Origin of the sequence: Belnapia sp. F-4-1 (assembly GCF_000802185.1) — a bacterium.
Classification (GTDB): domain Bacteria; phylum Pseudomonadota; class Alphaproteobacteria; order Acetobacterales; family Acetobacteraceae; genus Belnapia.
Genome location: NZ_KN676113.1, coordinates 1,215,683 through 1,239,345, shown reverse-complemented (window position 1 = coordinate 1,239,345; position 23,663 = coordinate 1,215,683). Strand labels below are relative to the sequence as shown.

Here is a 23,663-nt window from a genome sequence, read left to right as displayed (position 1 = left end):
TCAGGCGCGGCCCATCCCCCCGCCGGCGAAGGCCAGGAGGTCGGCGAGGGTGATGGAGCCGCCGCCGGTCAGCGGGGCGGTGGTGGTGCCGCCCGACAGCATCTGGGCGAGGGCGTCGCGCAAGGTGGCGCCCTCGGCCAGGGCGGGGCCGGGCGCTGGCTCCGCATGCCTCGGCAGCGTCGCAACCGGGACCAGGGCGAGGCGCAGCAGCATGCGGTCGTTGCCGAGGAATTCGGTGGCGAAGCCATCGGCGGGGTGCGCCAGCATCTCCGCCGCAGGCCCGTGCTGGACGAGGCGGCCATCGCGCAGCAGGGCGACGGCGTCGCCGAGGCGGACGGCTTCCGCCACGTCATGCGTCACCAGCAGCACGGTCTTGCGGAGCTGCCGCAGCAGGCGCAGCACCTCCTCCTGCAGCCTGGCGCGCTGGACGGGATCGACGGCGCCGAAAGGCTCGTCCATCAGCAGCACGGGCGGGTCGCCGGCGAGCGCACGGGCGACGCCGACGCGTTGGCGCTCACCACCCGAAAGTTCGTGCGGGCGGCGGATGGCGAAGCGGGCGGGGTCGAGGCCGACGAGGGCCAGCACCTCCTCGACGCGGGTGCGGATGCGGGGGCGGTCCCAGCCGAGCAGCGCCGGGACGGTGGCGATGTTGGCGGCGACGTCCCAATGCGGGAAAAGGCCGACTTCCTGGATAACGTAGCCGATGCGGCGGCGGAGCGCCGTCGCCTCCATCGCGCGGGCATCCTCGCCGCCGATGCGGACGGTGCCGGCGCTCGGCTCGACCAGGCGGTTGACCATGCGCAGCAGCGTGGTCTTGCCGGAGCCGGAGGGGCCGATGATGGCGCAGCTCGTGCCCTCAGCCACGGCGAAGGTGACATCCTGCACCGAGGCGCGGTCGGCGCCGGGCCAGCGCTTGGTGAGACCCTCGATTGCGATCATGCGCCGCGGACCCGCACGGCGAGGTGGCGTTCCAGCATGCCGAGCGCGGCCTCCGTGCCAAGGGCGAGCAGGGCGATGGCGATGGCGCCCACCAGCATCCGCCCGGTATCGAGCAGGGCGAGGCCCTGGGTGACGAGATCGCCGAGCCCGCCGCCGCCGATGAAGGTGGCAAGCGCCGCGGCCGAGACGACCTGCACGGCGGCGACGCGCAGCCCTGAAAAGATCAGCGGCGCGGCGAGCGGCAGCTCCACGCGCATTGCCCGCTGGGTGGCGGTCATGCCGAGGCCGCGGGCGGCATCGAGCGCGGCGGGGTCGGCGGTGCGGATGCCGATCACCGTGTTGACCAGCACCGGCGGCAGGGCGAGCAGGGCCAGGGCGATCACCGAGGGGGTGAAGCCGACGCCGAGCAGCGGCAGCAGCGCGGCGAGGACGGCGAGGCTCGGGATGGTGCGCAGCGCGCCGGCGATCATGATGGCGGCCTCGGCGAGGCGCGGGCGGTGCGCGACGGCGATGCCGACCGGCAAGGCGAGGGCGATGCCGATGGCAAGGCCGGTGAGCGAAAGCAGCAGGTGGTCGCCGACCGCGCCGAGGAAGAGGCCGGGATGGGTGCGCAGCCACTCCATCAGCGGCTCGCCGGCAGGCGGCGCTGGACGGCGCCGAGGCCCCAGTCGATCAGCAGGGCCATGAGGGTGACGAGACCGGCGCCGACCAGGATCTTCTCGGTGTGGCCCTGGTCGAGGCCGGTGAGGATCAGCGTGCCAAGGCCGCCGGCGCTGATATAGGCGGCAACCGTCGCGGCGGAGACGAGGGTGACGGAGGCGACGCGGAGGCCACCGAGCAGCGCGGGCAGGGCAAGCGGCAGCTCCACGCGGAACAGGCGCTGGCGGGGGGTGAGGCCCATGCCTTCCGCCGCGTCGAGCACCGCGGGCGGCACGCTGGCGAGGCCGGTGACGAGGGCGCGCAGCAGGACGGGCACCGCATAGGTGACGAGGGCGAGCAGGGCCGGGGCGAAGCCGAGGCCGAGCACCGGCACGAGCAGGGCGAAGAGGGCCAGCGTCGGCAGCGAGTAGAGCACGGAGGCGGTGCCGAGCAGGCCGGTGCGGAGGCCGCGGCGACGGGCGACCGCGAGGCCGAGGGGGAGGGCGATCAGCAGGGCGAGGGCCAGGGCAGCGGCGACCAACTCGGCATGGGCGAGCAGGGCAGCGCCGATGGTGTCGAGGTTGCGGCCTGTCCAGCGCATCAGGCGAGGCCGTGCTGCTTGAGGAAGCGGGCGGCGACCTCGCGCGGCTCCTCGCCATCCTGGTCCACCTGGCGGTTCAGCTCCTGCATCACGCCGTTGCCGAGCTTGGCGCCGATGGCGAGCAGCGGCGAGGCGAGGCCGGGGAAGTCGCGCACCGCCTGCTGCCGGACGACGGCGGCAAGTTGGTAGGGCGGCCAGAGATGGCGGTCGTCGCGGAGGGTGGTGAAGCCGTAGGTGGCGATCTGCCAATCCGTCGCATAGGCGTTCACCACATCGGCCTGGCCGTGGTTCAGCGCGGCGTAGCGGAGGCCGAGGGCGGCGAATTGGCGGAAGCGGCGAAATTCCATGCCGTAGACGCGGCGGAGGCCGGGCAGGCCATCGGCGCGGTCGGCGAACTCGTTGCCGGCCGCCAGGGTGAGTTGGGGGGCGGCGCGGGCGAGGTCGGAGAGGGTGGCGAGGTTGTAGCGCCGCGCCGTCGCCGGCAGGACGAGGAGAGCGTTGCCGTTGTCGATGCCGGAGGGGTCGAGCCAGTCGAGGCCAAGCGGGGCGTAGCCGGCGCGGACCTTGGCGAGGACCGTGGCGGCGTCGCCCTCCGGTGGCTGCTTGAGGACCACGCCGAGACCGGTGCCGGTGTATTCCGGGTAAAGGTCGATCTCGGCGGCCAGCAAAGACTGATGGGCGATCGCGGTGCCGCCCAGGTTGACCCGGCGCTGCACGGTGGCGCCGGCGCGTTCCAGGCCTTGGGCGAAAAGTTCGGCGACAACCAGCTGCTCGGTGAAATTCTTCGACCCGACGCGCAGCAGCGGGGCCGCCCGGGCGAGGGCTGGCGCGGCCAAGGCGGCGAGGAGGAGGCGTCTCCGCATCGTGTCAGCCTAGACTGGCGGAACGATTGGGCAAGTCGCTCGCGGCCGGGTCTAGGCTGGGGGGATGTGTGAACTTCTCGGGATGAGCGCCAATGTGCCGACGGATATCTGCTTCAGCTTCGCCGGGTTGATGCAACGCGGTGGCAAGACCGGGCCGCATGCGGATGGCTGGGGGATCGCCTTCTACGAGGGCAAGGGGGCGAGGGCCTTCCATGACCCGCGGCCCTCGGCCGATTCGGAGGTGGCGCGCTTCGTGCGGGACCACCCAATCAAGAGCTGCACGGTGCTCAGCCATATCCGCCGGGCCAACCGGGGGCGGGTGGCGCTGGAGAATACCCATCCCTTCCAGCGGGAGCTGTGGGGGCGGCTCTGGACCTTCGCCCATAACGGGCAACTGGCGGGGGTGAAGCGCTGGCCGCTGCGGCATTACCATCCGGTCGGGACGACCGACAGCGAGCATGCCTTCTGCTGGATGCTGGACCGGCTGCGAGAGGCCTTCCCCGCCTCGCCGCCTGGCCATCGGCTCGGGGCGGCGATCGAAGCGCTGTCGCGGCGGCTGGCGGCAACGGGCGTCTTCAACATGCTGATGAGCGACGGGCGCTGGCTCTACTGCTTCTGCGGCAAGCGGATGGCCTGGCTAACGCGGCGGGCGCCCTTTGGCCCGGCGACGCTGATCGACGAGGACCTCAGCGCCGATTTCGCCAAGGAAACCACACCGCGCGACGTGGTGACGGTGGTGGCAACGCGGCCCTTGACCAAGGACGAGGCCTGGACGGTGATGGAGCCAGGGCAATTCGTGGTGTTCCGCGAGGGTGAGCGCTGGATGCACCGGCGCGTCGCCGTCCCGGAACTGGAGCAGGCGGCATGAGCGAGGCAGTGACGGGCAGCATGGCCGGGCTCCGGGTGGTGGTGCCGGAGACGCGGGAGCTGGAGGTGCTGGCGCGGATGCTGGAGCGCCAGGGGGCCGAGGCGATCCGCTGTCCGCTGGTCGCCATCATCGACGCAGCGGACCCGGCGCCGGTGGAAGCCTGGCTGCGGCGCTTCATCGCCACGCCGCCGGACGACCTGATCCTGCTGACCGGGGAGGGGCTGGGGCGGCTGCTCGGCGTGGCGGAGCGGGCGGGAATCGAGGGGGAGTTCCGGGCGGCGCTGGCCGGCGTCAGGCGCATCTGCCGCGGGCCGAAGCCGAGCCAGAAGCTGCGCAGCATCGGGCTCGGGCCGGACCTGGCGCCGGAGCCGGCGACGACGGCGGGGATCATCGCCGGGATGGAGGAGCTGGACCTCACGGGGCGTCGGGTGGCGGTGCAGCTCTATCCCGATAATCCCAATGCGCCGTTGCTCGACTTCCTCAAGGGAGCCGGGGCGGAGGCGGACCCGGTGCTGCCCTACGCCTATGCGACGCGGGCGGAGGATGAGCGGGTGCTCGAGACGCTCGGCGAGATGGCGGCGGGGCGGGTCGACCTCGTCGTCTTCACCAGCACCCCACAGGTGCGGCGGCTGGTGAGCCTGGCCGAGGAAGCCGGGCGGCGGGTGGTGCTGGCGGAAGCGCTGCGGCGGACGCGGATCGCGGCCGTCGGGCCCGTCGTCGCCGAGGCGGTGCGGGTCGCGGGTGGCGAGGTGGCGGTGATGCCGGAGGAGAATTTCCACATGAAGCCGATGGTCAACGCCATCCTCGCGGGGCTCAGCCGGGGATAGTTGCGGAACGGAGCCAGCGCGGGCCACACTCCCGGTATGATCCTCGCAGGCGATACCGAGCATCCACGCGACTTCCATGGTTATGGACCCAACCCGCCCGATCCGCGCTGGCCGGGCGGGGCGCGGCTCGCCCTCTCCTTCGTGCTGAACTACGAGGAGGGCGCGGAGAACACCGTGCTCAACGGCGATGCGGGGAGCGAGCTCTACCTGCATGAGGTGCCGGGCGGCACGCCGCGGGCGGAGCGGGACCTTTCGACCGAGAGCCAGTTCGACTACGGCGCGCGGGCGGGGCTGTGGCGCATCCTGCGGCTGTTCCGGGAGCGCGGGCTGCCGCTGACGATCTATGCTGTCGGGCGGGCGCTGGAGCTGCATCCGGAGGCCGGGCGCGCCTTCGCCGAGGCCGGGCATGAGGTGGCCAGCCATGGCTGGCGCTGGATCGACTATCGCCGCGTGCCGGAGCATGTGGAGCGCGACCATATTGCCCGCTGCGTGGAGGTGGTCGAGCGGACCACGGGCAGCAGGCCGGTCGGCTGGTATACCGGGCGGATCAGCCTGCGGACGCGGCGGCTGGTCGCCGAGCATGGTGGCTTCCTCTACGACAGCGACTCTTACGCCGACGACCTGCCCTATTACGTGCGGGCTGCGGGGAAGCCGCTGCTGGTCGTGCCCTACACCCTCGACAACAACGACATGAAATTCGCGGTGCCGCCGGGCTTCTCGGCGAATGACGGCTTCACCCAGCACCTGACGGACAGCTTCGACATGCTGCGGCGCGAGGGCGGGCGGATAATGTCGGTCGGGCTGCATTGCCGGCTGGCCGGGCGTCCGGCACGGGCGGCGGCGCTGGAGCGCTTCCTCGACCATGTCGCGCGGCACAGCGATGTCTGGGTCTGCCGGCGGGCGGAGATCGCCCACCACTGGCTGGCGCAGCATCCGCCTCAATAAGCCATAATGAGGAAACGACCATGAGTTTGGACCGCCGTACCGTCCTTGGCCTGGGGCTCGCCACCCTCGCTGCGCCCGCCCTCGCCCAGCCGGCGCGGGGCACCGCCCGGGTCGTCGTCGGCTTCCCGGCCGGGGGCAGCGCCGACACCACCGCGCGGCTGATCGCCGAGCGGCTGCGCGGGACCTATGCGCAGAATGTCATCGTCGAGAACCGCGTCGGCGCCGCGGGGCGGCTGGCGGTGGAGGCGGTGAAGGCGGCGGAGCCGGACGGCAACACCATCCTGCTGACGGCGGCGAGCATGTTGGTGATCTTCCCGCATCTCTACCGGCCTGCGACGCTGCGCTACGACCCCTTCGCAGATCTCATGCCGGTGACGCCGGCGGGGGAGTTCACCTTCGGCATGGGGGTTGGGCCGATGGCGAACAGCCTCGGCACGCTGGCGGCCTTCAAGGAATGGGGGGCGGGGAAGACCGACATCCCCTTCAGCAGCGCGGCAGCGGGGAGCATGCTGCACTTCCTCGGCGTCCAGGTAGCGAAGGCGACCGGGCTGTCGATGACGCACATCCCTTACCGGGGCAGCGCGCCGGCGATCCAGGACCTGATCGGCGGGCGGCTGGCGGCGAGCTATCATCCGATGGTCGATCTTGCGCCGCATGCGGCGACGCCGGGCGGGCCGGTGCGGCTGGCGGGCGTCTCCTCCGAGCAGCGGCTGCCGCGCTTCCCGGATGTGCCGACTTTCGCCGAGCAGGGCTATCCGCAGCTCACCGGGAGCGAGTGGTTCGGGCTGTTCCTGCCCGCGAGGACGCCGGCGGCGGTGCAGGAGGCGCTGCACCGCGCCGCCGTGGAGGCGATCGCCATGCCGGATTACCGCGAGGCGATCGCCCGGTTGGAGATGCGGCCCTATCCGCTCTCCATCGCCGACTTCACCCGGCGCTTCCGGGCCGATTACGAGAAATGGGGACCGATCATCGCCGAAAGCGGGTTCCGGCCTGAGGAGACCTAGGCCGGCTTGTGGCGGCGGCCGGCGATGTAGTCGGCGCCCTCGGGCCCGGCCAGTTCGGCATGGCGGTGCCCGGCCGGGACGCTGAAGACATCGCCGGGGCCATGGGTGGTGGCCCGGCCGTCGCGCGTCAGGGTGAAGGCACCGCCCGTCACCAGCAGCTTGGCATCGAAGGGGTGGCTGTGCTCCGGCACGACCTGGCCGGGCGGGAGGCTGCGGTCGAGGACCTCAGTGAAGCCCTCCGAGCGCAGGAGGTCGGCGAAGTCCCTGGCGTCCATGCGGCCTCTCCTACCGGGCGATCTCGCCATTCACCATGAAGGCCGGGTCGCGCTTGCCGTCCAGCACGTCGAGGATGTTGCGCGCCGCCTGGCGGGCCATGCGGGCGAGGCCTTCCTCCGTGCTCGCCGCATTATGCGGGCTGACGACCACATTGGGCAGCGCATAGAGCGGGTTGGTGGCGGTCGAGGGCTCCACCTCCAGCACGTCGAGCCCGGCGCCGTGCAGCCGGCCGGATTCGAGCGCGGCGACCAGGGCGGCTTCCTCCACGATCGGGCCGCGGGCGGTGTTGACCAGAATAGCGCCGGGCTTCAGCGCGGCGAAGGCGGCGCTGTCCATCAAGTGGTGGGTAACGGGCGAGAGCGGGCAGTGCAGCGTCACCACATCCGCCTCGGCGAGGCCGGCCTGGATGTCGCGGATGGGGGTGAAGCCGTCGGCGGCGATACGGGCCGGGTGGAAGCCGGGATCCATCACCATGACCTTCATCTGGAAGGCGCGGCAGTAATTGGCGACGCGGCTGCCGATGCGGCCGTAGCCCACCACCAGGACGGAGCGGCCGGCGAGGTCGACCATGCCGGGGCCGCCCTTGGCCCACCAGCCGCCGCCCTTGACGATCTGGTCGTTGTCCAGCGCCCGGCGGGCGACGGCGAGCATCAGCATCATCGCATGCTCGGCGACGCTGAGGTCGTTGGCGCCGTTCACCACCATCACCGGGATGTCGCGCTCCGTGCAGGCGGGGATGTCGACCGTGTCGAAGCCGACACCGTAGCGGGAGACGACCTTCAGCCGCGGCGCGACGGCCAGCGCCGCGCGGTCCACCCGCTCCAGCCAGCAGAGCACGGCGTCCGCCGAGGAAAGGTGCTGGTGGAACTGCTCGACCGGCGGATCCTGCAGGGTGACGATGTCGAGGTCGCCTCGTTCTGCCAGCACCGCCTGGCCGGCAGGGTGCAGGGCGCGGCAGAGCAGAATGCGGTGCGGCATGGAGTCGGTCCTCCCGGGGATTGTGGTGGGATGGTGAAACCATCGGCGCTCCGCGCCAAGGCCCCTTGCCGCAAGGGCGGGGCACGGCTAGGTTGCGGGTCCCATGACCTTGCGCGCGCCCCTGTCCGGCCTGGTGAGCGGTTTCGCCGCCGGCCGCGTGCGCCCGCTGATCGGCCTCCTTCTCCTTCGACTTACCCGCCCCTGGGCGTGACGCTCGGCTGACGGCCGGCATCGCTCAGGGGAGACTGAGCGAGAGGCTGCGCGAGCACGAAGGAAACAGATCCATGGCCATCACCCATCCCAGCTTCGGCACGCTGGACGACAACCGCATCATCTTCTTCGACACCACCCTGCGGGACGGCGAGCAGTCGCCCGGCTTCTCGATGAACCTCGAGGAGAAGCTGCGCATGGCGGAGGCGCTGGCCGAACTCGGCGTCGATGTCATCGAGGCGGGCTTCGCCATCGCCTCGCCGGGCGATTTCGAGAGCGTGCAGTCGATCGCGCGGAAATTCGCCAAGGACGGGCCGGTGGTCGCCAGCCTCGGCCGTGCCAACCCGGCCGATATCCTGCGCAGCGCCGAGGCGCTGAAGCCCGCCGCCCGCAAGCGCATCCACATCGTCCTGGCGACCTCCGAGCTGCATATGCGCGTCAAGCTGCGGATGACGCCGGAAGAGGTGTTGGACTTGACCACCAGCAGCGTCAGCCTCGGCCGCCAGCACAGCGACGATGTGGAGTGGTCCGCCGAGGATGGCAGCCGCTCCGACCCCGACTTCCTCTGCCGCTGCGTCGAGGCGGCGATCAAGGCAGGCGCCACCACCATCAACATTCCCGACACGGTCGGCTATTCGATGCCGGAGGACATGGCGCGGATCTTCCGCGACCTGCGCAACCGGGTGCCGGGGATCGAGAAGGTCATCCTCTCGGCGCACAACCACAACGACCTCGGCATGGCGGTGGCCAATACCGTCGCTGCCATCCAGGCCGGCGTGCGGCAGATCGAGAGCACGATCAACGGCATCGGCGAGCGAGCCGGCAACGCCTCGCTCGAGGAGGTGGCGATGGCGCTGCGGACGCGGCGGGATGCGCTGCCCTACACCAACAACATCGTCAGCCAGAAGCTGCTGCGCACCAGCAAGCTGCTGGCGACCATTACCGGCTTCGACGTGCAGCCGAACAAGGCGATCGTGGGCCGCAACGCCTTCGCGCATGAGAGCGGCATTCACCAGGACGGCGTGCTGAAGGATGCCTCGACCTACGAGATCATGACGCCGGAAAGCGTCGGCTGGACCAAGAACAGCCTGGTGCTCGGCAAGCATTCCGGCCGGGCGGCCTTCCGCGACAAGCTGGCGGCGCTCGGCTACACGGTCGGCGACAACCAGCTGAACGACGCCTTCCGCCGCTTCAAGGACCTCGCCGACCGCAAGAAGGTGGTCTATGACGAGGATGTCGTGGCTCTGGTCGATGACGAGGTGGTGCGCGGCAACGACCGGGTGAAGCTGCTGGCGCTGACGGTGGCCACCGGCCTCGGCACCAAGCCGATGGCGACGCTGGCGCTCGAGGTGGATGGCGAGCATTGCGACGGCATGGCGAGCGGCGACGGGGCAGTGGACGCCACATTCAATGCCATCCGCAACGCCTTCCCGCATGACGTGGCGCTGAAGCTCTACGCGGTGCAGAGCGTGACGGGCGGGACGGATGCGCAGGCGCGCGTCACGGTGCGGATGGAGGAGGGGGGCAAGCTGGTCGATGGCCAGGGCGCCGATACCGACACCATCGTCGCCTCGGCCCGGGCCTATGTGCACGCGTTGAACAAGCTGCTGGTGAAGCGCGAGCGGACGGCGCCGGCCGAGATCACCCCAGCGCTGTCGGCCTGAGCGCATGAAAAAGGCCCCGGCCGGCCGGCCGGGGCCCTGATAGGGCGCCTCGAAGTGGGGCGCGCTACTTCTTCTCCGAGGAGGACTGGTCCTCCTCGATCAGGCGCAGGAGCTCATCTGGGATCGGCTCGCGCGCCACAGTGTCGTAGAGCTGGTGCAGCCCACGCCGCAGCCAGACATCGAAGGCCTGGTCCACCTCCTTGCCCTCCTGCTCGATACCGGGCTCTGCCGGGGTGTTCGCGCGTTTCTTGTCCGTCTTGCCCATCATCCCGGCCGCCAAGGACGGGCTGGTGGCGCGCCGTTCCAGCAGCGCCACCCCACTCCGTGTCATATTACACTATACCACAGAGCGGATTTCGCCAACGACCGTATCGGTCCGGTCGCGCTGCGCGCCGGGCCGCAGCTCGCCAGCCGGCTGGTCCTCGCCCATCAGCCAGGCCTGGAGCTGGCGGCGGGCGCGGAAGACGCGGCTCTTCGCGGTGCCAACGGCGCAGCCGGTGGCCTGGGCGACTTCCTCGTAGGAGAGGCCCTGGAGAACCACCATGAACAGCGCCTCGCGCTGGTCGGAGGGCAGGCGGCCGAGGGCGCGGCTCAGCTCCTTGAGGACGAGGCGGTCCTCATGCGCGCCGCTGACGGCGAAGGCGGACATCGGCAGATCCTCGATGTCAGTCGTCTCGCGCTGCTTGCGGAGCGTGGAGATGAAGCGGTTGCGCAGGATGCGATGCATCCAGGCGGCGAAATTGGTGCCGGGAGTGAAGCTGTCCTTGGCCGCCAGGGCGTTGGCGACGGCATCCTGCACCAGATCCTCCGCAGCGGCCCGGTTGCGCGTCAGCGCCAGGGCCTGGACCCGCAGCTTCGGCAGCAGGGCGACCAGCTGGCCATGGAATTCGGCAGCGGTGCTGACGGCGTGGGCGGGCTTCGCGGTGGTTTCGGTGTGTCCGTCCATGGTCGTCCGGTCCCTCTTGCTTCGTCTGATGAGGAGTGACCGGCAGGAGCGGATGGATGCATCACGCGCGCGTCAGAGCATCACAGGATCGGGAGGTTGCTTTTCCAGTGCTTCGGCGAGCAACCGGCGGGCACGGGAGACGCGGGCCTTCATGGTGCCGAGCGGCACGGCGCAGATTTCGGCGGCTTCCTGGTGCGACAAACCCTGGGCGCCCACCAGGATCACCGCCTCGCGCAACAGCGGCGGCAGCTCGCGCAATGCCCGCGTCAGGTCGCGCATGCGGCCGGGGACTTCCTGCTCGGCGGGGGCTTCCGGCTCCTCAGGCATGGCTTCGGCGAGGCGGCGTTCGCGGCGGCGCGAGCGGAGCTGCTCATGGAAGGTGTTGCGGATGACGGCGAGGCACCAGGCGCGAAGATCCACGCCCTCCGACCTGCCGTCGAGCGAGCGCAGGGTGCGCAGCACCGCCTCCTGCACCAGATCGTCTGCCTCGGTGCGCGAGCCCGAGAGGTACCGGGCGAAAGCCCGGAGTTCGGGCAACAATTGCGCGAGCGCCGTGCGCAACCCGCGATCCATGGCTTGTTCGGTCACGACATGCTCAATATCACCGCCTTAGGGGTGCGATAAGGATATCCATCGCCTGTGCAGGATGAGAAAGGCATGAGCGCCATCGACCGGGCGGGAATGATCAAGGCGTTGCCTTATGCGCGCCGCTATGCCCGCGCGCTGACCGGAACCCAGGCTCAGGGCGACGCAATGGTGGCGGATGCGCTGCGCAAGGTGATGACGCAGCAATTCCCCGAGGAAATGACGCCGCGTACCATATTGTACGGCGCGGTCGGCGACGCTGTCCGTGCCGTGGACTCCGGACCAAGGATCGATCCCGCCGGGCTGACCTTGCAGCAGCGCATGCTGCTGCTGCTGACCGCGCTGGAGGAGCAGCCCTTGACCGCCGCGGCCGCAGCTTGCCGCATCGCCCCCGCCGAGGCGGAGGCGGAGTTGCTCGTAGCCCGCGACGGGCTGCGCACCGGCGTCACCGCCCGGGTGCTTATCATCGAGGACGAGCCGATCATCGCCCTTGACATCCAGGAGCTGGTGGAGCGTTGCGGCCACAGCGTCGTCGGCATCGCCGCGACGGAAACCGAGGCGGTGGAGTTGGCGCGGGCGGAGCGGCCGGGGCTGGTGCTGGCCGATATCAACCTCGGCGCCGGTGGCGACGGAGCGAGCGCGGTCGCCCGCATCTTGCGCGACCTGACGGCGCCGGTGATCTTCGTCACCGCCTATCCGGAGCGGCTGCTGACCGGCGAGGCGGTGGAGCCGGCTTTCGTCATCACCAAGCCGTTCGACCCGACGACGCTGGCTGTCGCCACTTACCAAGCGGTGACGCGTGGCGTGCGGCCGGTTTGAAGCGTCCCTAAGGACCGCTTCACTGGGGCGGGTAGTCCCTCGAACCCAAGGTTCCGCACCGCCTTCTGCGGCAAGGTTGCGGAGGGGCGTCAGGAAATGGCCGGTTTTGAGCGGGTTTGATGTGACACAGGTTCGTTAACTGGGGCGCTCGTTGGGCTTAGGCAACCGAGCGGAGGTGGCGGCGTTTTGCTGGCACACCCTGCGGAGGATGCCATGCTCTACTGGACCTTGATCTTCCTTGTTGTCGCTCTTGTCGCTGGGTTGTTCGGCTTCGGCGGCATCGCCTCGGCCTCGGCCGGCATTGCCAAGATCCTTTTCACCATCTTCATCGTGCTGTTCCTCGTCTCTCTGATTTTCGGGGTCATCCGCGGCGCATGAGGCTCGGGAGGCGCGGCCTGATCGCTGTTCTGGTCGCCGCGCCCTTGGGTGGCGCGGCGTGGGCGCAGACCGTAGCGGGCCGGCGGGGCGAGCCGGATCTCTGGTTCGATCCGACCCAGCTTCCCTCCTTCACCGGCACCGTCGAGCGATACCTGCCCAATCCGCGCGGCGAGGTGGATGGGCTGATCTTCAAGGAAGGCCCACAGGTGGTCTTCCCGCCTGATGTGGCGGAGGCGGTGCGGCGGGACGCGCCCACCGGGAAGTCCGTCATCATTTGGGGCATCCGGGCGCGGCGCGCGCCCGTCATCACCATGCTGGCCTTCGCCCCGAGCTCGGATTCGACGCCCGTGGTGGTGGACCGCTTCTACTGGCGTCTTGGCGGGCGGGCGGCGCAGGAGGGCAGCCCGTTGCTCCGCCTCTCCGGCACGGTCAAGCAGCCCTATTACACGCCGCAGGGCGATGTGGCGGGCGCGATCCTTGACGATGGCAGCGTCGTGCTGGTGCCGGCCGCCGCCGTAGACACCGTTCAGGACATGTTGAAATCGGGCCAGGCGCTGGCTGCCTCCGGACCGGGGCGGGAAGGGCCCGATGGACGCGCACTGCTCGCCCAGCAGCTCGGCCCGGCGCCCGATGCGCTGCAGCCCCTCCCCGGCTTGCAGCGCTGACCATGTCCGATGATGACGACCGCCGGGAGGATGGCGGCAAGCCCGGTTTCATGGCCAGCTTCTGGCGGCTCACCTCGCAGTATTACCGGGGCGAGGAGCGAAGGCGGGCCTGGTGGCTGACTGCCGGCGTCCTGGTGCTGACGCTGCTGCAGATCGCCGTGCAGGTGCGGTTCAACATCTGGAACCGCGACTTCTTCAACGCCCTCGAATCGCGCGACCGCGATGCCTTCTTCGGCCAGCTTGGCCTGTTCATGGCCCTCACCATCGGCAGCATGGTGACGGCGGTCTTCCAGCTCTACATGCGGCAGATGCTGCAACTCCACTGGCGGGAATGGCTGGTGAAGCGGTTGCAGCACCGCTGGCTGGAGGGCGGGCGGCACTACCGCATCAACTTCCTGCCGGATGCCGCGGACAACCCGGACCAGCGGATCAGCGAGAACACGCGCTGGGCGACGGCGATCGCGGTCGACATGGCGGTGGGGCTGGTCAGCTCCGTGCTGATGCTCATTTCCTTCGTCGGCATCCTGTGGACCCTGTCCGGGCCGTTGCATGTGGCGCTCGGCGGCAGCGAGTTCGAGATCCCGGGCTACATGGTCTTCTCGGCACTCCTTTATGCAGGCATCGGCTCGGCGCTGACCTGGTTCATCGGGCGGCCGATGGTCGAGGCCAATATCCGGCGGAACGAGGCGGAGAGCGACCATCGCTTCGTCCTGGTGCGGCTGCGCGAGAGTAGCGAGGGCATCGCGCTGATCGGCGGCGAGGCGGATGAGGAGCGCGGCCTGCAACGTGCGTTCGGCCAGGTGGCGCGATCCATGCTCGACCTGATGCGGAGCGAGCGGCGGTTGATGTGGCTGACTTCGGCCTATGGGATGCTGCTGACGGTCTTCCCGGTGCTCGTCGCCAGCCCAAGGTACTTCGCCGGCGCCATCACGCTCGGCGTACTGATGCAGATCTCCTCAGCCTTCGGGCAGGTGACCAGCAGCCTCAACTGGTTCGTCGACAACTTCCCGCGCCTGGCCGATTGGCGCAGCCATGTGGCACGCGTTGTGGAGCTGGAGGAGACGCTGGACGGGGCCGATGTCAGCGAATCGGATACCGTAATCGAGATCGAGGAAGGGCCGGATGAGCACGGGCGGGAGGTGCTGGCCTTCCGCGACCTCCAGATCGCCCAGGCCGATGGCACGCTGGTGATCGAAGAGGCGAATGCCGAGATTGCGCCTGGCGAACGGGTATTGATCCTCGGCGAGAGCGGCAGCGGGAAGTCGACGCTGTTCCGGGCAATTGCAGGGCTCTGGCCTTGGGGCTCGGGGGCAATTCGGATTCCCCGCAGGGCATCGATGATGTTCATGCCGCAACGGCCCTATTTGCCGCTCGGCACGCTGCATGCGGCGCTGACCTATCCTGCGCCGGCCGAGGAGTTCCCGCGCGAGGCGGTGCAGGCGGCGCTTGAGCGCTGCGCGTTGGAAGGGCTGGTGCCGCGGCTGGACGAGGAGGAACGGTGGGACCGCATTCTCTCCCTTGGCGAGCAGCAGCGCCTTGCCTTCGCCCGGCTGCTGCTGCACCGGCCGGGCTGGGTTTTCATGGATGAGGCGACGGCGGCGCTCGACGAGGCAAACCAGGATGCCATGATGCGGATGTTTGGCGAGGAACTGGCCGGGAGCGCGTTGGTGTCGATCGGGCATCGGCCGGGGCTCGACGCCTATCACGATCGTACGCTGAAACTGGCACCGGGGACGGAAGGGGCCCGGCTGGGGCGGCGGCGCCCGCGCCGCAAGACGAGTCAGCGCAACCCCATCCGACGCCTCTTCCGCCGTAAGTCCCTCAAGGCCGGCAAGCCGAATTGAAGAAGGGGCCAGATGGCCCCTCGATGATGCGGTCACTCGATGGTGGCAAGGGTCAGGGGGAATGCGCCGGGCTGGCGCATTCCCCGATAAACCTCAGCGCCAGGCCGGCCGGCCGAGATTGACGTCCCGTCCGCTGGTGAGCGCGCCGCCCGCGGCGCCTGCCGCGCCGCCGATCAATGCACCGGTGCCGACGCCGCCGCCGGTCAGCGCCGCGACGCCCGCGCCCGCGCCCGCGCCGAGCAGACCGCCCGAGACGGCCCGGTCGCCGGTGCGGTAGCCGCAGGCCCCGAGGGCAAGGGTGGCCAGGAGAAGAATGGTTGCCTTCCGCATGGTTTGGGTCTCCCGTGTTTCCGGGGCCACAACGCATGACGTTCCGCTTAGGTTGCGGTCTGCCCTGGTCGCAGCCTCGTGGGGCCACGGAGAGGAAGCTTGAGCGGCGCGCCTCAGGGCGGTAAGGGCACGGAATCCGCTACACCTCGCGGACTGGTGATTTCGGACTCCGACACAACCTTCTGGTTGGCGGGCGAGACAGCCGGTGGCGCGATCAGGAAGGTTGCCTTCGCATGTTCTCTCGCCTGTTCGGCTTCCTTTCCGCCGACATGGCCATCGACCTCGGGACCGCGAATACGCTGGTCTATGTGAAGGGTCGGGGCATCGTGCTGAACGAGCCGAGCGTCGTCGCCATCGCCGATCTCCGTGGCCGCAAGCAGGTGCTGGCCGTAGGCGAGGAAGCGAAGATGATGCTGGGCCGCACCCCCGGCAACATCGCCGCCATCCGGCCGCTGCGCGACGGCGTGATCGCCGATTTCGAGGTGGCGGAGGAGATGATCAAGCATTTCATCCGCAAGGTGCATAACCGGCGGAGCTTCGCCTCGCCGCTGATCATCGTCTGCGTGCCGTCGGGCAGCACGGCGGTGGAGCGGCGGGCAATCCAGGAGAGCGCCGAGAGCGCAGGCGCCCGGAAAGTGCTGCTGATCGAGGAGCCGATGGCGGCGGCGATCGGCGCCGGGCTGCCGGTGACGGAGCCTTCCGGCTCTATGGTCGTCGATATCGGCGGCGGCACGACGGAGGTGGCGGTCATCTCGCTCGGCGGCATCGTCTATGCGCGAAGCGTCCGCGTCGGCGGCGACAAGATGGACGAGGCGATCATTTCGTATATCCGCCGCCAGTTCAACCTGCTGATCGGCGAAAGCAGTTCCGAGCGGATCAAGATGGAGATCGGCGCCGCTGCGACGCCGGACCATGGCGAGGACGGGCCGGTCACCGAGGTAAGGGGGCGCGACCTGATGAACGGCGTGCCGCGCGAAGTCTATGTCTCTCAGCGGCAGATCGCCGAGAGCTTGGCGGAGCCGGTGACGGCGATCGTCGAGGCGGTAAAAGTGGCGCTGGAAAACACGCCGCCGGAGCTGGCGGCCGATATCGTGGACAAGGGCATCGTCCTCACCGGGGGCGGGGCGTTGCTGCACCGGCTGGACGAGGTGCTGCGGGCCTCGACGGGCCTGCCGGTGGTGGTGGCGGAGGAGCCGCTCTCCTGCGTCGCCCTCGGCACCGGTCGGGCGCTGGAGGAGACGAAGAAACTCCGTCAGGTGTTGAGTTCCATGTATTGAGGCCCAATTAGTTTTCGCGAGTAGCAGGGTTCAACCCAGGGATCCAGGAGGCGGCGTGATCCGGCTCAGCATTCCGCTTCGGCAGGCCCTGTCCCGCTTGTCCCTGCCAGTGCTGATCGCGCTGGCTTTCGGAACCATGCTGCTGGGCAAGGCCGATGCGCTGCTGGCGGAGCGGGCGCGGATGGCGCTGGCCGATGCGCTGGCGCCGATCTGGTCCATCCTGCAACAGCCTGTGGCGTCGGTGCGGGGGACGGTGCAGGAGGCCGAATTTCTGCTCAGCCTGCGGGCGGAGAATGCCCGGCTGCGCGAGGAAAACGAGCGGTTGCGGCGTTGGCAGGCGACAGCACTGGCGCTCGAGGCGGAGAATGCGGTGCTGCAGCGGCAGCTCCGTTTCATGCCCGAGGCGGCGCCGGCCTTCCAGACTGTGCGCGTCGTCGCCGACGGCGGCGGTATCTATGCACGGGCGGTGCTGCTCGGCATCGGGCCCAATCATGGCGTCAGGAAGGGACAGATCGCCCTCGACGAGCGCGGGCTGGTCGGGCGGGTGACCGAGGTGGGGCTGCGCTCCGCACGCCTCCTGCTGGCGACCGACATGAACAGCCGCATCCCGGTGGTGCTGGAAGGCAGCCGGGCGCGGGCGATGATGGTCGGCACCAACGGCGCCCGGCCGCGCTTGCAGCATTGGCCTGAGGGTTCAGTGCCGGAGGAGGGCGAGCGCATCGTCACCAGCGCCGAGGCGGCGGCCTTTCCGGCCGGGCTGCCGGTCGGCATCGTCCGCCGCAGCGAGGGCGGGGCGCCGGAGGTGGAGCTCTTCGCCCGGCTGGACCGGCTGGATGTGGTGCGGCTCTTCGATTACGGGCTGGGCGGCATCCTGCCGCCGGAAGCGGTGGCGCGGCCCGAGCCGCGGCCCAGGCGGTAGCGCGCCATGAGAGGGCGCCCCGCCTCCGCCATGGGGTTGCTGCGCCAGGTTGACGCGGTGGCCCGGGCCGCTTTCCCCACGAGCTTGACTGCCCTGCTGATGGTGCTGGCGGCGGTGCCGGTGGGCCTGCCCGGCCTGGTGCCGGCAGTGGCGCTGCCCTGCATCGTCTTCTGGTCGGTGTTCCGCCCGGCCGCACTGCCGCCGCTGGCGGTGTTCGGGCTGGGGCTGCTCGGCGACCTGCTGAGCTTCGCTCCTGTCGGCTCCGGCGTGCTGACCCTGCTGGTGGTGGTGGGGCTGGTGACGCGGTGGCGCCGCTTCCTGGTGAAGCAGTCCTTCCTTGCCGTCTGGCTGGCCTATTGCGGCGTGGCACTGGGAGCGGCGGCGCTGGAGTGGCTGTTGCAGGTGGTGCTGGGGTGGCGCGTGGTGCCGGTGGCGCCAGGATTCTACCAAGCGCTGATGAGCGCAGGGCTCTATCCGGGCCTCGCCTGGATCATGAGCCGCATCCATGAAGCCATGAGTCGCGCGGAGAGCGCGCCATGAGACTCTGGCGCAGGGCGGAGCGACGGATCGGCAGCGGCAAGCCGGGCTGGTCCGGCTTCCAGGGCGTGCGCCGCGAGGAGGAGCGCCGGCGGGGCGTCTTCACCCGCCGGACGCTGCTGCTCGGGGCGGGGCAGCTCGGGCTGTTCGGCTTCCTCGCTAGCAGGCTCTACCGGCTGCAATCGGAGGAGGGCGAGCGCTATGCGACCCTTGCCGAGGAGAACCGCGTCTCCGCCCGGCTGATCCCGCCGCCGCGCGGGCGCATCCTCGACCGCAACGGGCAGGTGGTGGCGGGCAACCAGCTGAACTGGCGGGCCCTGCTGGTGGCCGAGCAGACCCAGGATGTGGCGGCGACGCTCGATACCTTCTCGCGCATCGTGCCGCTGACCGAGCAGGAGCGGGCACGGATCGAGCGCGAGCTGCGGCGGCGGCGGCGCTTCGTGCCGGTGGCGGTGCGGGAGTTCCTCAGCTGGGAGGACATGGCGCGGATCGAGGTGAATGCGCCGGATTTGCCGGGCATCCTGATCGATGTCGGCACCACGCGGCTCTACCCGGAGGGGGAGCACCTGTCGCATCTCGTCGGCTATGTGGCGCCGCCTGCCGAGCGGGACATGGATGGCGACCCGCTGCTGGAGCTGCCCGGCATCCGCGTCGGGCGAGCCGGGATCGAGCGCCATCACGACCTGCTGCTGCGCGGCCGGGCGGGGGCGGTGCAGCTGGAGGTCAATGCGGTCGGACGGGTGATCCGCGAGCTGGACCGGCGGGAGGGCGTGCCGGGGCAGGATGTGCAGCTCTCGGTCGATGCCGGGTTGCAGAAGGCGCTGCGCGGCCGGATCGAGGAAGGCACCAGCGTCGTCGTCATGGATGCGCGGAACGGCGAGGTGCTGGCCATGGCCTCGCAGCCCTCCTTCGACCCGAATGTGTTCAACGCCGGCGTCTCGGCTGCGCAATGGCGGCAATGGACGTCGAACCGGGCGACGCCGCTGATCAACAAGGCGACCAACGGGCTCTACGCGCCGGGCTCCACCTTCAAGATGATCGTCGGGCTCGCCGGGCTGGAGGCGCGGGTGGTGGCACCGGGCGACCGGGTTTTCTGCCCGGGCCATATGGATCTCGGCGACACGCGCTTCCATTGCTGGCAGCGGCATGGGCACGGCTCGCTCGACTTGCGGGGCGCCGTCAAGCTGTCCTGCGACGTCTATTTCTATGAGATCGCCAGGCGCGTCGGCATCGACCGGATCGCCGCCATGGCCAATCGCTTCGGGCTTGGGGTGGACCTCGACATCGAGTTGCCGGGGACGAAGAGGGGGCTGGTGCCGACCCGGGCCTGGCGGCAGGCGCAGGGCAAGCCGTGGAACCTCGGCGATACCATCGTGCATGGCATCGGCCAGGGCTTCTATCAACTGACGCCCTTGCAACTCGCCACCATGACGGCGCGGCTGGCGACGGGGCGGGCGGTGCAGCCGCATCTGACGCGGATGGTCGGCGGCAAGCCGGGGCGCGGCGGCAGGCCCGAGGACTGGCCAAGCCTCGGCATCCCGGAGCGGGATTTGAAGCTGATGCGCGAGGGGATGTGGGCGGTGGTCAATGAGCCGGGGGGCACGGCGCTCGGGGCCCGGCTGCCGCCGGCGCTCGGGGTGATGGCGGGCAAGACGGGCTCGGTCCAGGTGCGCCGCGTGAGCCGGGAGCAGCGGGAGCGCGGCTTCAAGGCGGAGAACCAGCCGCGGGAGTGGCGGCCGCACGCGCTCTTCGTCGCCTTCGCGCCTTATGACAACCCGCTCTATGCCGTGAGCGTCGTGGTGGAGCATGGCATGAGCGGTGCCGGAGCCGCGGCGCCGCTGGCCCGCGATGCGATGGTGGAGGTGTTCAACCGGCTGCGCCCGGCGCCGGGCCAGCGGGTGGCCGAGGCGGGACGATGAGCGGCGTCACCTACGAGCGCCGGCTGCTGACGCGGGATCGCGGCTTCGGCCTCTTGCAGAAGCTCTGGCTGATCCCCTGGAGCTTCGTGCTGCTGCTCTGCGCCATCGCGGCCGTCGGCTATGTGGCGCTCTATTCGGCGGGCGGCGGGTCGGCGGAACCCTATGCGGCGAAGCATGCGCTGCGCTTCGGCTTCGGCCTGGTGCTGATGCTTTCCATCGCCATGGTCGACATCCGCTTCATCGCGCGGCTGGCCTGGGTAGGCTATGCGACGGGCATCGCGCTGCTGGTGCTGGTGCTGCTGCACGGCAATGTGGGGAAGGGGGCGCAGCGCTGGATCGATATCGGGCCCTTGCAGCTGCAGCCTTCGGAGCTGATGAAGATCATGCTGGTGCTCGGCCTCGCGGCCTGGTTCCAGCGGGCGAGCTGGGAGCGGATGGGCAACCTGCTCTTCCTCATCCCGCCCGGGCTGGCGGTGCTGCTGCCGGTCGGGCTGATCCTGAAGCAGCCTAATCTGGGCACGGCGCTCATCACCGGGATGGTGGGGGGGGCGGTGTTCCTCGCGGCCGGGACGCGGTGGTGGAAATTCGCGCTGGCCGCCGGCGGCGTCGCGGTGGCGGCGCCGATCGCCTATGACCATCTGCACGACTACCAGCGGGCACGCATCACCACCTTCCTCGACCCGGAGAGCGACCCGCTGGGGGCGGGGTACAACATCATCCAGTCGAAGATCGCGCTCGGCTCGGGCGGGTTGTGGGGCAAGGGCTTCCTGCAGGGGACGCAGGGGCACCTCAATTTCCTGCCCGAGAAGCAGACCGACTTCATCTTCACGATGATCGCCGAGGAATTCGGTTTGGTTGGGGCGCTGGCGGTGCTCGGGCTGCTCTCGCTGGTGCTGGTCTTCTGCTTCGCGGTCGCGCTGCGTTGCCGCCACCAATTCGGGCGGCTGATCGCGGTCGGGCTCGGGACCAACTTCTTTCTCTATGTCTTTGTCAATGTGGCGATGGTGACGGGCTCCATCCCTGTCGGCGGGGTGCCGCTGCCGCTGATCTCCCATGGCGGCTCGGCCATGCTGACGACCATGCTGGGCTTCGGGCTGCTGATCTCGGTGTATGTCCACCGGGATGCGGAATTCGCTTCGGCACGCGATTGAGTGCGGATAGGGGCTGGACAAAGCCGCAGCGGGCGTTAGAAAGCGCCTCCCGGTGGGGCGCCTAGCTCAGTTGGTAGAGCAGCTGACTCTTAATCAGCGGGTCGTAGGTTCGAATCCTACGGCGCCCACCAATCCATTCAAAAGCTTAAGCGCCGCGTGGACCGCCTGCGGCCAAGTGCATTTGTCTGCAGACCCGCCAAGCGGTATTTGGCTTCGGTTGGTTGGCTAACGAAATCGCTGCATGGCACAGGAGTAAGCGCAAGCCCACCCGAGGGCTCAGCCCGTTCTGCCCCTTAGTCCCGAACTGCCGACGCCCAGCGTGTTACCTTCCGCACTAATCCTTCTGGCGGCGTCGGTTGGGCCGGGCTGCCAAGTGTGGCAGGACAAGCGGTGTGGCCCTTACAAAACTAAATGTGGAAATTTGTATAGGTAGCAACTGTTTAAAGGTCGCTAGGCCGTTGTTCGTGGCCAAAACCATCTAGATTTTGGCCACGACGGTCGCTCCGGTTAGCCGAGCAAATCGTAGCTAGATGAATCGGGCACGTAGAACCCCACTCCCTCGTAGTTATAGGTCGGAAGCGTTTGCTGCACAATATTACGTTCTAGCACCGAAGGGGTATAGAAGTGGACCCCCGTGGCTGTGTTGTAGAAACGATACACCTCTGTAAGACCGCCACCATCTTTGTCGGATGCGTAAAAGCCTACACCTTCGTAGTTATAGGTCGAGGAAAGGTTGGCGATCACACTGTCCCGCTCTGCCGCAGATGGCGTGAAGAAGTGGGTGTTAGTTTGCGTGTTGTAGAAACGATAGAGGGGATCGGCGCCCTCCTGTTGCGGCACCGCTTGAAAGCCAACACCCTCATAGCGGTAGTCGGGTAGCGTGTTCTGGACGATGTCGCGCTCCGCAGCAGAAGCCGTGAAGAAGTGGGCCTTCGTGACGGCATTGTAGAAGCGATGTACGGGAGTAGGCGGCAGGTCCGGAGGAGGAGCGGGGATGTTGGGGTCGTCGTTCAGGATAGCGACGGCGGCCGAGTACTTGGCGATCGGATTGTACTGCGTACCGGAATAGAACTGCGTGGCTGAGGTCGAGGTCGCATTCGTGATCGACACCTCAAACGTTTCCGCAGCCTCGATGGTGGCGTCGTTGTTGAAGCGCACCTCGATCGTCTTGCGTGTCTCGTTTACTGCGAACTGGACAACCTGCGTCCCGAACTGCGTGGCGAGATCGGTTTGATCGACCGGGGTTGTGCCTGTCGGAGCGATCCGCACCTCGACGTTCGTCACCATCGAAAGATCGTCGCCCGCTCTGTCGATGTCGAAGCGGAACACGCGATCGGCGGCGTTTTCGAGGATAGTCGCATCTCGCGCGTTGATGGCGACGGAGGGCAACGAATCATTGTTCACCAACGGGGCGCTGTAATAGGTGGTGTTCAGTGCCGCGTTGTTGATCGGCGAGAAGCTGAACGCGTACCACTCATTCGGCTCATAGACCTTGTCATCCGCCGTTGCGAAGGTGCGGAACTGAACCGCGTCGCCTCCAGGGACAAAATTGACGGTTTGCTCGGCAGTGCTGATGTTGGGGCTGGCAGGAGTAATGAGCACGGACTCTTGGAGGTTTGGATCGGACGACTCGATCCTCCACTGGATCTCCTGCCCTTCGTCGATCCTTGGATAACCGTTCCAATCGAGAGGACGATTGGGTCTGATTGTCAGCATGTAAAGTCCTCTGCGTTGAACCAATTTTTGGTCACGCATGATGCTGGCAGTTTTTTCGCAGTCACCCAAGATCACAATGACTTGTTAACGAATAGATGGTCGTAATAAAAATTACGATCACCTATCTGGTGAAACATAACTTTCGATCTACACTCCTGACTTGATTCAAAAGGAGATCATGCACCGGCCGCAAGTCTGCCGGGTACATACAGTGCGCCGGGTGCCTCCCTAATATCTTTGCCGCGGAGCTTCGTCGGAAACGCCGGGATCACATCTGGGCCGCAGAGGACAGCGCCGCACGATTCGCAACCCGCTTGCTCTCGCCGTGACGCTGTGTGCACTCGCCAGCGCGGCATCTGCACAAACGCCGCTGCACGCGCTTCCAGGCCTGGACCCCGCCGGGGTGCGTGGGATGCGCTTCATATGCCGTGACGGCTGCTGGGGGCGGCATTCATCTGTTTGAAGGGCAGTCAGTAGGCGTCGTCGATCCGAAGCAGACCGTCACAGTGGCCGAGGTGAGGCGGGCATTAGAGAACAACGCGCTTCAGGCCGAACGCCGCTTCGCAGAGCCATTTATCGTCTCGGGCACGTTGCAATTGGCCCCCTGGCAAGCCGATCGTGCCATCGTCGTCGGCTTCAAGGAAAGGGCGCGACCAATCGCGTGCGGCGAGCACTTCCTGGAACCTCGCTTCCGGACATGGGAGACATGACAGGTGGCTTGACATCTGGCGCTGCACAAGCCGGGCTCCTGGCCAAGTACGCC

At 68.6% G+C, this 23,663-nt stretch carries 26 protein-coding genes and 1 tRNA gene; 16 read left to right on the top strand and 11 right to left on the bottom strand.

The annotated features are described in order from the left end of the window. The 4 genes from LH62_RS06080 to LH62_RS06065 are packed head-to-tail and all read right to left on the bottom strand — an operon-like array spanning nucleotide 1 to nucleotide 3,042. Nucleotides 1-939: an ABC transporter ATP-binding protein gene (locus LH62_RS06080; RefSeq protein ID WP_043359959.1), complete on the bottom strand. Its 939-nt coding sequence runs from the start codon at nucleotides 937-939 to the stop codon at nucleotides 1-3. Continuing rightward, a complete protein-coding gene (locus tag LH62_RS06075; protein WP_043359958.1) occupies nucleotides 936-1,562 on the bottom strand; it encodes an ABC transporter permease in 627 nt (208 codons plus the stop codon). Before LH62_RS06075 ends, LH62_RS06080 begins: the two co-directional genes overlap by 4 nt. Then, nucleotides 1,562-2,179 carry an ABC transporter permease gene (locus LH62_RS06070; RefSeq protein WP_043359957.1) on the bottom strand — a complete coding sequence of 206 codons (618 nt, stop codon included), beginning with the start codon at nucleotides 2,177-2,179 and terminating at the stop codon, nucleotides 1,562-1,564. The genes LH62_RS06075 and LH62_RS06070 overlap by 1 nt, the downstream gene beginning before the upstream one ends. Continuing rightward, nucleotides 2,179-3,042: a glycine betaine ABC transporter substrate-binding protein gene (locus LH62_RS06065; RefSeq protein ID WP_043359956.1), complete on the bottom strand. Its 864-nt coding sequence runs from the start codon at nucleotides 3,040-3,042 to the stop codon at nucleotides 2,179-2,181. The genes LH62_RS06070 and LH62_RS06065 overlap by 1 nt, the downstream gene beginning before the upstream one ends. A 64-nt stretch (nucleotides 3,043-3,106) precedes the next feature. On the opposite strand from LH62_RS06065, the gene LH62_RS06060 reads away from it, so the two are divergent. Genes LH62_RS06060 through LH62_RS06045 form a run of 4 tightly spaced genes read left to right on the top strand, consistent with a single transcriptional unit; the run spans nucleotide 3,107 to nucleotide 6,686 of the window. Further along, entirely contained in the window at nucleotides 3,107-3,910 is an 804-nt protein-coding gene (locus tag LH62_RS06060) for a class II glutamine amidotransferase (protein ID WP_043339078.1), read from the top strand. Next, on the top strand, nucleotides 3,907-4,737 hold the full coding sequence (locus tag LH62_RS06055) for a uroporphyrinogen-III synthase (protein ID WP_043359955.1): 831 nt from the start codon (nucleotides 3,907-3,909) through the stop codon (nucleotides 4,735-4,737). The genes LH62_RS06060 and LH62_RS06055 overlap by 4 nt, the downstream gene beginning before the upstream one ends. A 36-nt stretch (nucleotides 4,738-4,773) precedes the next feature. Beyond that, the gene (puuE, locus tag LH62_RS06050) at nucleotides 4,774-5,682 is read left to right on the top strand and encodes an allantoinase PuuE (RefSeq protein ID WP_043359954.1); all 909 of its coding nucleotides are present in this window, start codon (nucleotides 4,774-4,776) and stop codon (nucleotides 5,680-5,682) included. A 20-nt stretch (nucleotides 5,683-5,702) separates the two neighbouring features. Beyond that, complete coding sequence (locus tag LH62_RS06045; protein WP_043359953.1) at nucleotides 5,703-6,686, top strand: tripartite tricarboxylate transporter substrate-binding protein; 984 nt, start codon at nucleotides 5,703-5,705, stop codon at nucleotides 6,684-6,686. On the opposite strand, the gene LH62_RS06040 is transcribed toward LH62_RS06045, so the two are convergent. Further along, the gene (locus LH62_RS06040; RefSeq protein WP_043359951.1) at nucleotides 6,683-6,961 is read right to left on the bottom strand and encodes a cupin domain-containing protein; all 279 of its coding nucleotides are present in this window, start codon (nucleotides 6,959-6,961) and stop codon (nucleotides 6,683-6,685) included. The genes LH62_RS06045 and LH62_RS06040 overlap by 4 nt on opposite strands. A gap of 10 nt (nucleotides 6,962-6,971) precedes the next feature. Next, entirely contained in the window at nucleotides 6,972-7,940 is a 969-nt protein-coding gene (locus tag LH62_RS06035; RefSeq protein ID WP_043359950.1) for a hydroxyacid dehydrogenase, read from the bottom strand. A gap of 284 nt (nucleotides 7,941-8,224) precedes the next feature. On the opposite strand from LH62_RS06035, the gene LH62_RS06030 reads away from it, so the two are divergent. Then, nucleotides 8,225-9,814: a 2-isopropylmalate synthase gene (locus LH62_RS06030; protein WP_043359949.1), complete on the top strand. Its 1,590-nt coding sequence runs from the start codon at nucleotides 8,225-8,227 to the stop codon at nucleotides 9,812-9,814. Between the two features lie 64 nt (nucleotides 9,815-9,878). Here the strand turns inward: LH62_RS06030 and LH62_RS06025 are convergent, their stop codons facing one another. The 3 genes from LH62_RS06025 to LH62_RS06015 all read right to left on the bottom strand — a co-directional run bounded on the left by LH62_RS06025 (nucleotide 9,879) and on the right by LH62_RS06015 (nucleotide 11,348). Beyond that, the gene (locus tag LH62_RS06025) at nucleotides 9,879-10,145 is read right to left on the bottom strand and encodes a NepR family anti-sigma factor (RefSeq protein WP_369796740.1); all 267 of its coding nucleotides are present in this window, start codon (nucleotides 10,143-10,145) and stop codon (nucleotides 9,879-9,881) included. 6 nt (nucleotides 10,146-10,151) lie between these two features. After that, entirely contained in the window at nucleotides 10,152-10,760 is a 609-nt protein-coding gene (locus LH62_RS06020; RefSeq protein ID WP_052213759.1) for a sigma-70 family RNA polymerase sigma factor, read from the bottom strand. 72 nt (nucleotides 10,761-10,832) lie between these two features. Continuing rightward, nucleotides 10,833-11,348: a sigma-70 family RNA polymerase sigma factor gene (locus tag LH62_RS06015; protein WP_236552486.1), complete on the bottom strand. Its 516-nt coding sequence runs from the start codon at nucleotides 11,346-11,348 to the stop codon at nucleotides 10,833-10,835. Nucleotides 11,349-11,417: 69 nt separating this feature from the next. Here LH62_RS06015 and LH62_RS06010 point away from each other — a divergent pair, with 69 nt between their 5' ends. From LH62_RS06010 to LH62_RS05995, 4 genes are all read left to right on the top strand, one after another. Beyond that, nucleotides 11,418-12,164, top strand: a complete 747-nt coding sequence (locus LH62_RS06010) for a PhyR family response regulator anti-anti-sigma factor (RefSeq protein ID WP_043365263.1) — start codon at nucleotides 11,418-11,420, stop codon at nucleotides 12,162-12,164. A 213-nt stretch (nucleotides 12,165-12,377) separates the two neighbouring features. Next, a complete protein-coding gene (locus LH62_RS29065) occupies nucleotides 12,378-12,542 on the top strand; it encodes a DUF1328 domain-containing protein (RefSeq protein ID WP_043359947.1) in 165 nt (54 codons plus the stop codon). Further along, nucleotides 12,539-13,207 (top strand): hypothetical protein, encoded by a 669-nt coding sequence (locus LH62_RS06000; protein WP_144404391.1) that lies wholly within the window; start codon nucleotides 12,539-12,541, stop codon nucleotides 13,205-13,207. Before LH62_RS29065 ends, LH62_RS06000 begins: the two co-directional genes overlap by 4 nt. 2 nt (nucleotides 13,208-13,209) lie before the next feature. Then, nucleotides 13,210-15,051, top strand: a complete 1,842-nt coding sequence (locus LH62_RS05995) for an ABC transporter ATP-binding protein/permease (protein ID WP_052213758.1) — start codon at nucleotides 13,210-13,212, stop codon at nucleotides 15,049-15,051. Nucleotides 15,052-15,144: 93 nt separating this feature from the next. Here LH62_RS05995 and LH62_RS05990 read toward each other — a convergent pair whose 3' ends face one another. After that, on the bottom strand, nucleotides 15,145-15,381 hold the full coding sequence (locus tag LH62_RS05990) for a hypothetical protein (RefSeq protein WP_043359945.1): 237 nt from the start codon (nucleotides 15,379-15,381) through the stop codon (nucleotides 15,145-15,147). A 233-nt stretch (nucleotides 15,382-15,614) separates the two neighbouring features. Here LH62_RS05990 and LH62_RS05985 point away from each other — a divergent pair, with 233 nt between their 5' ends. From LH62_RS05985 to LH62_RS05960, 6 genes are all read left to right on the top strand, one after another. Continuing rightward, the gene (locus LH62_RS05985) at nucleotides 15,615-16,658 is read left to right on the top strand and encodes a rod shape-determining protein (RefSeq protein WP_043359944.1); all 1,044 of its coding nucleotides are present in this window, start codon (nucleotides 15,615-15,617) and stop codon (nucleotides 16,656-16,658) included. Nucleotides 16,659-16,713: 55 nt separating this feature from the next. Beyond that, nucleotides 16,714-17,577 carry a rod shape-determining protein MreC gene (gene mreC / locus LH62_RS05980; RefSeq protein ID WP_043359943.1) on the top strand — a complete coding sequence of 288 codons (864 nt, stop codon included), beginning with the start codon at nucleotides 16,714-16,716 and terminating at the stop codon, nucleotides 17,575-17,577. Between the two features lie 6 nt (nucleotides 17,578-17,583). Further along, nucleotides 17,584-18,117, top strand: a complete 534-nt coding sequence (mreD, locus tag LH62_RS30155) for a rod shape-determining protein MreD (protein WP_043359942.1) — start codon at nucleotides 17,584-17,586, stop codon at nucleotides 18,115-18,117. Beyond that, a complete protein-coding gene (gene mrdA, locus LH62_RS05970; RefSeq protein WP_082012372.1) occupies nucleotides 18,114-20,033 on the top strand; it encodes a penicillin-binding protein 2 in 1,920 nt (639 codons plus the stop codon). The genes mreD and mrdA overlap by 4 nt, the downstream gene beginning before the upstream one ends. Then, a complete protein-coding gene (gene rodA / locus LH62_RS05965) occupies nucleotides 20,030-21,184 on the top strand; it encodes a rod shape-determining protein RodA (RefSeq protein ID WP_043359941.1) in 1,155 nt (384 codons plus the stop codon). The genes mrdA and rodA overlap by 4 nt, the downstream gene beginning before the upstream one ends. A 55-nt stretch (nucleotides 21,185-21,239) precedes the next feature. Then, nucleotides 21,240-21,315 (top strand) — tRNA-Lys (locus LH62_RS05960). Between the two features lie 376 nt (nucleotides 21,316-21,691). Here the strand turns inward: LH62_RS05960 and LH62_RS05955 are convergent. Continuing rightward, entirely contained in the window at nucleotides 21,692-22,900 is a 1,209-nt protein-coding gene (locus LH62_RS05955) for a hypothetical protein (RefSeq protein ID WP_144404390.1), read from the bottom strand. 428 nt (nucleotides 22,901-23,328) lie between these two features. Here LH62_RS05955 and LH62_RS30150 point away from each other — a divergent pair, with 428 nt between their 5' ends. Further along, on the top strand, nucleotides 23,329-23,610 hold the full coding sequence (locus LH62_RS30150; protein ID WP_144404389.1) for a hypothetical protein: 282 nt from the start codon (nucleotides 23,329-23,331) through the stop codon (nucleotides 23,608-23,610). Nucleotides 23,611-23,663 lie beyond the last annotated feature (53 nt).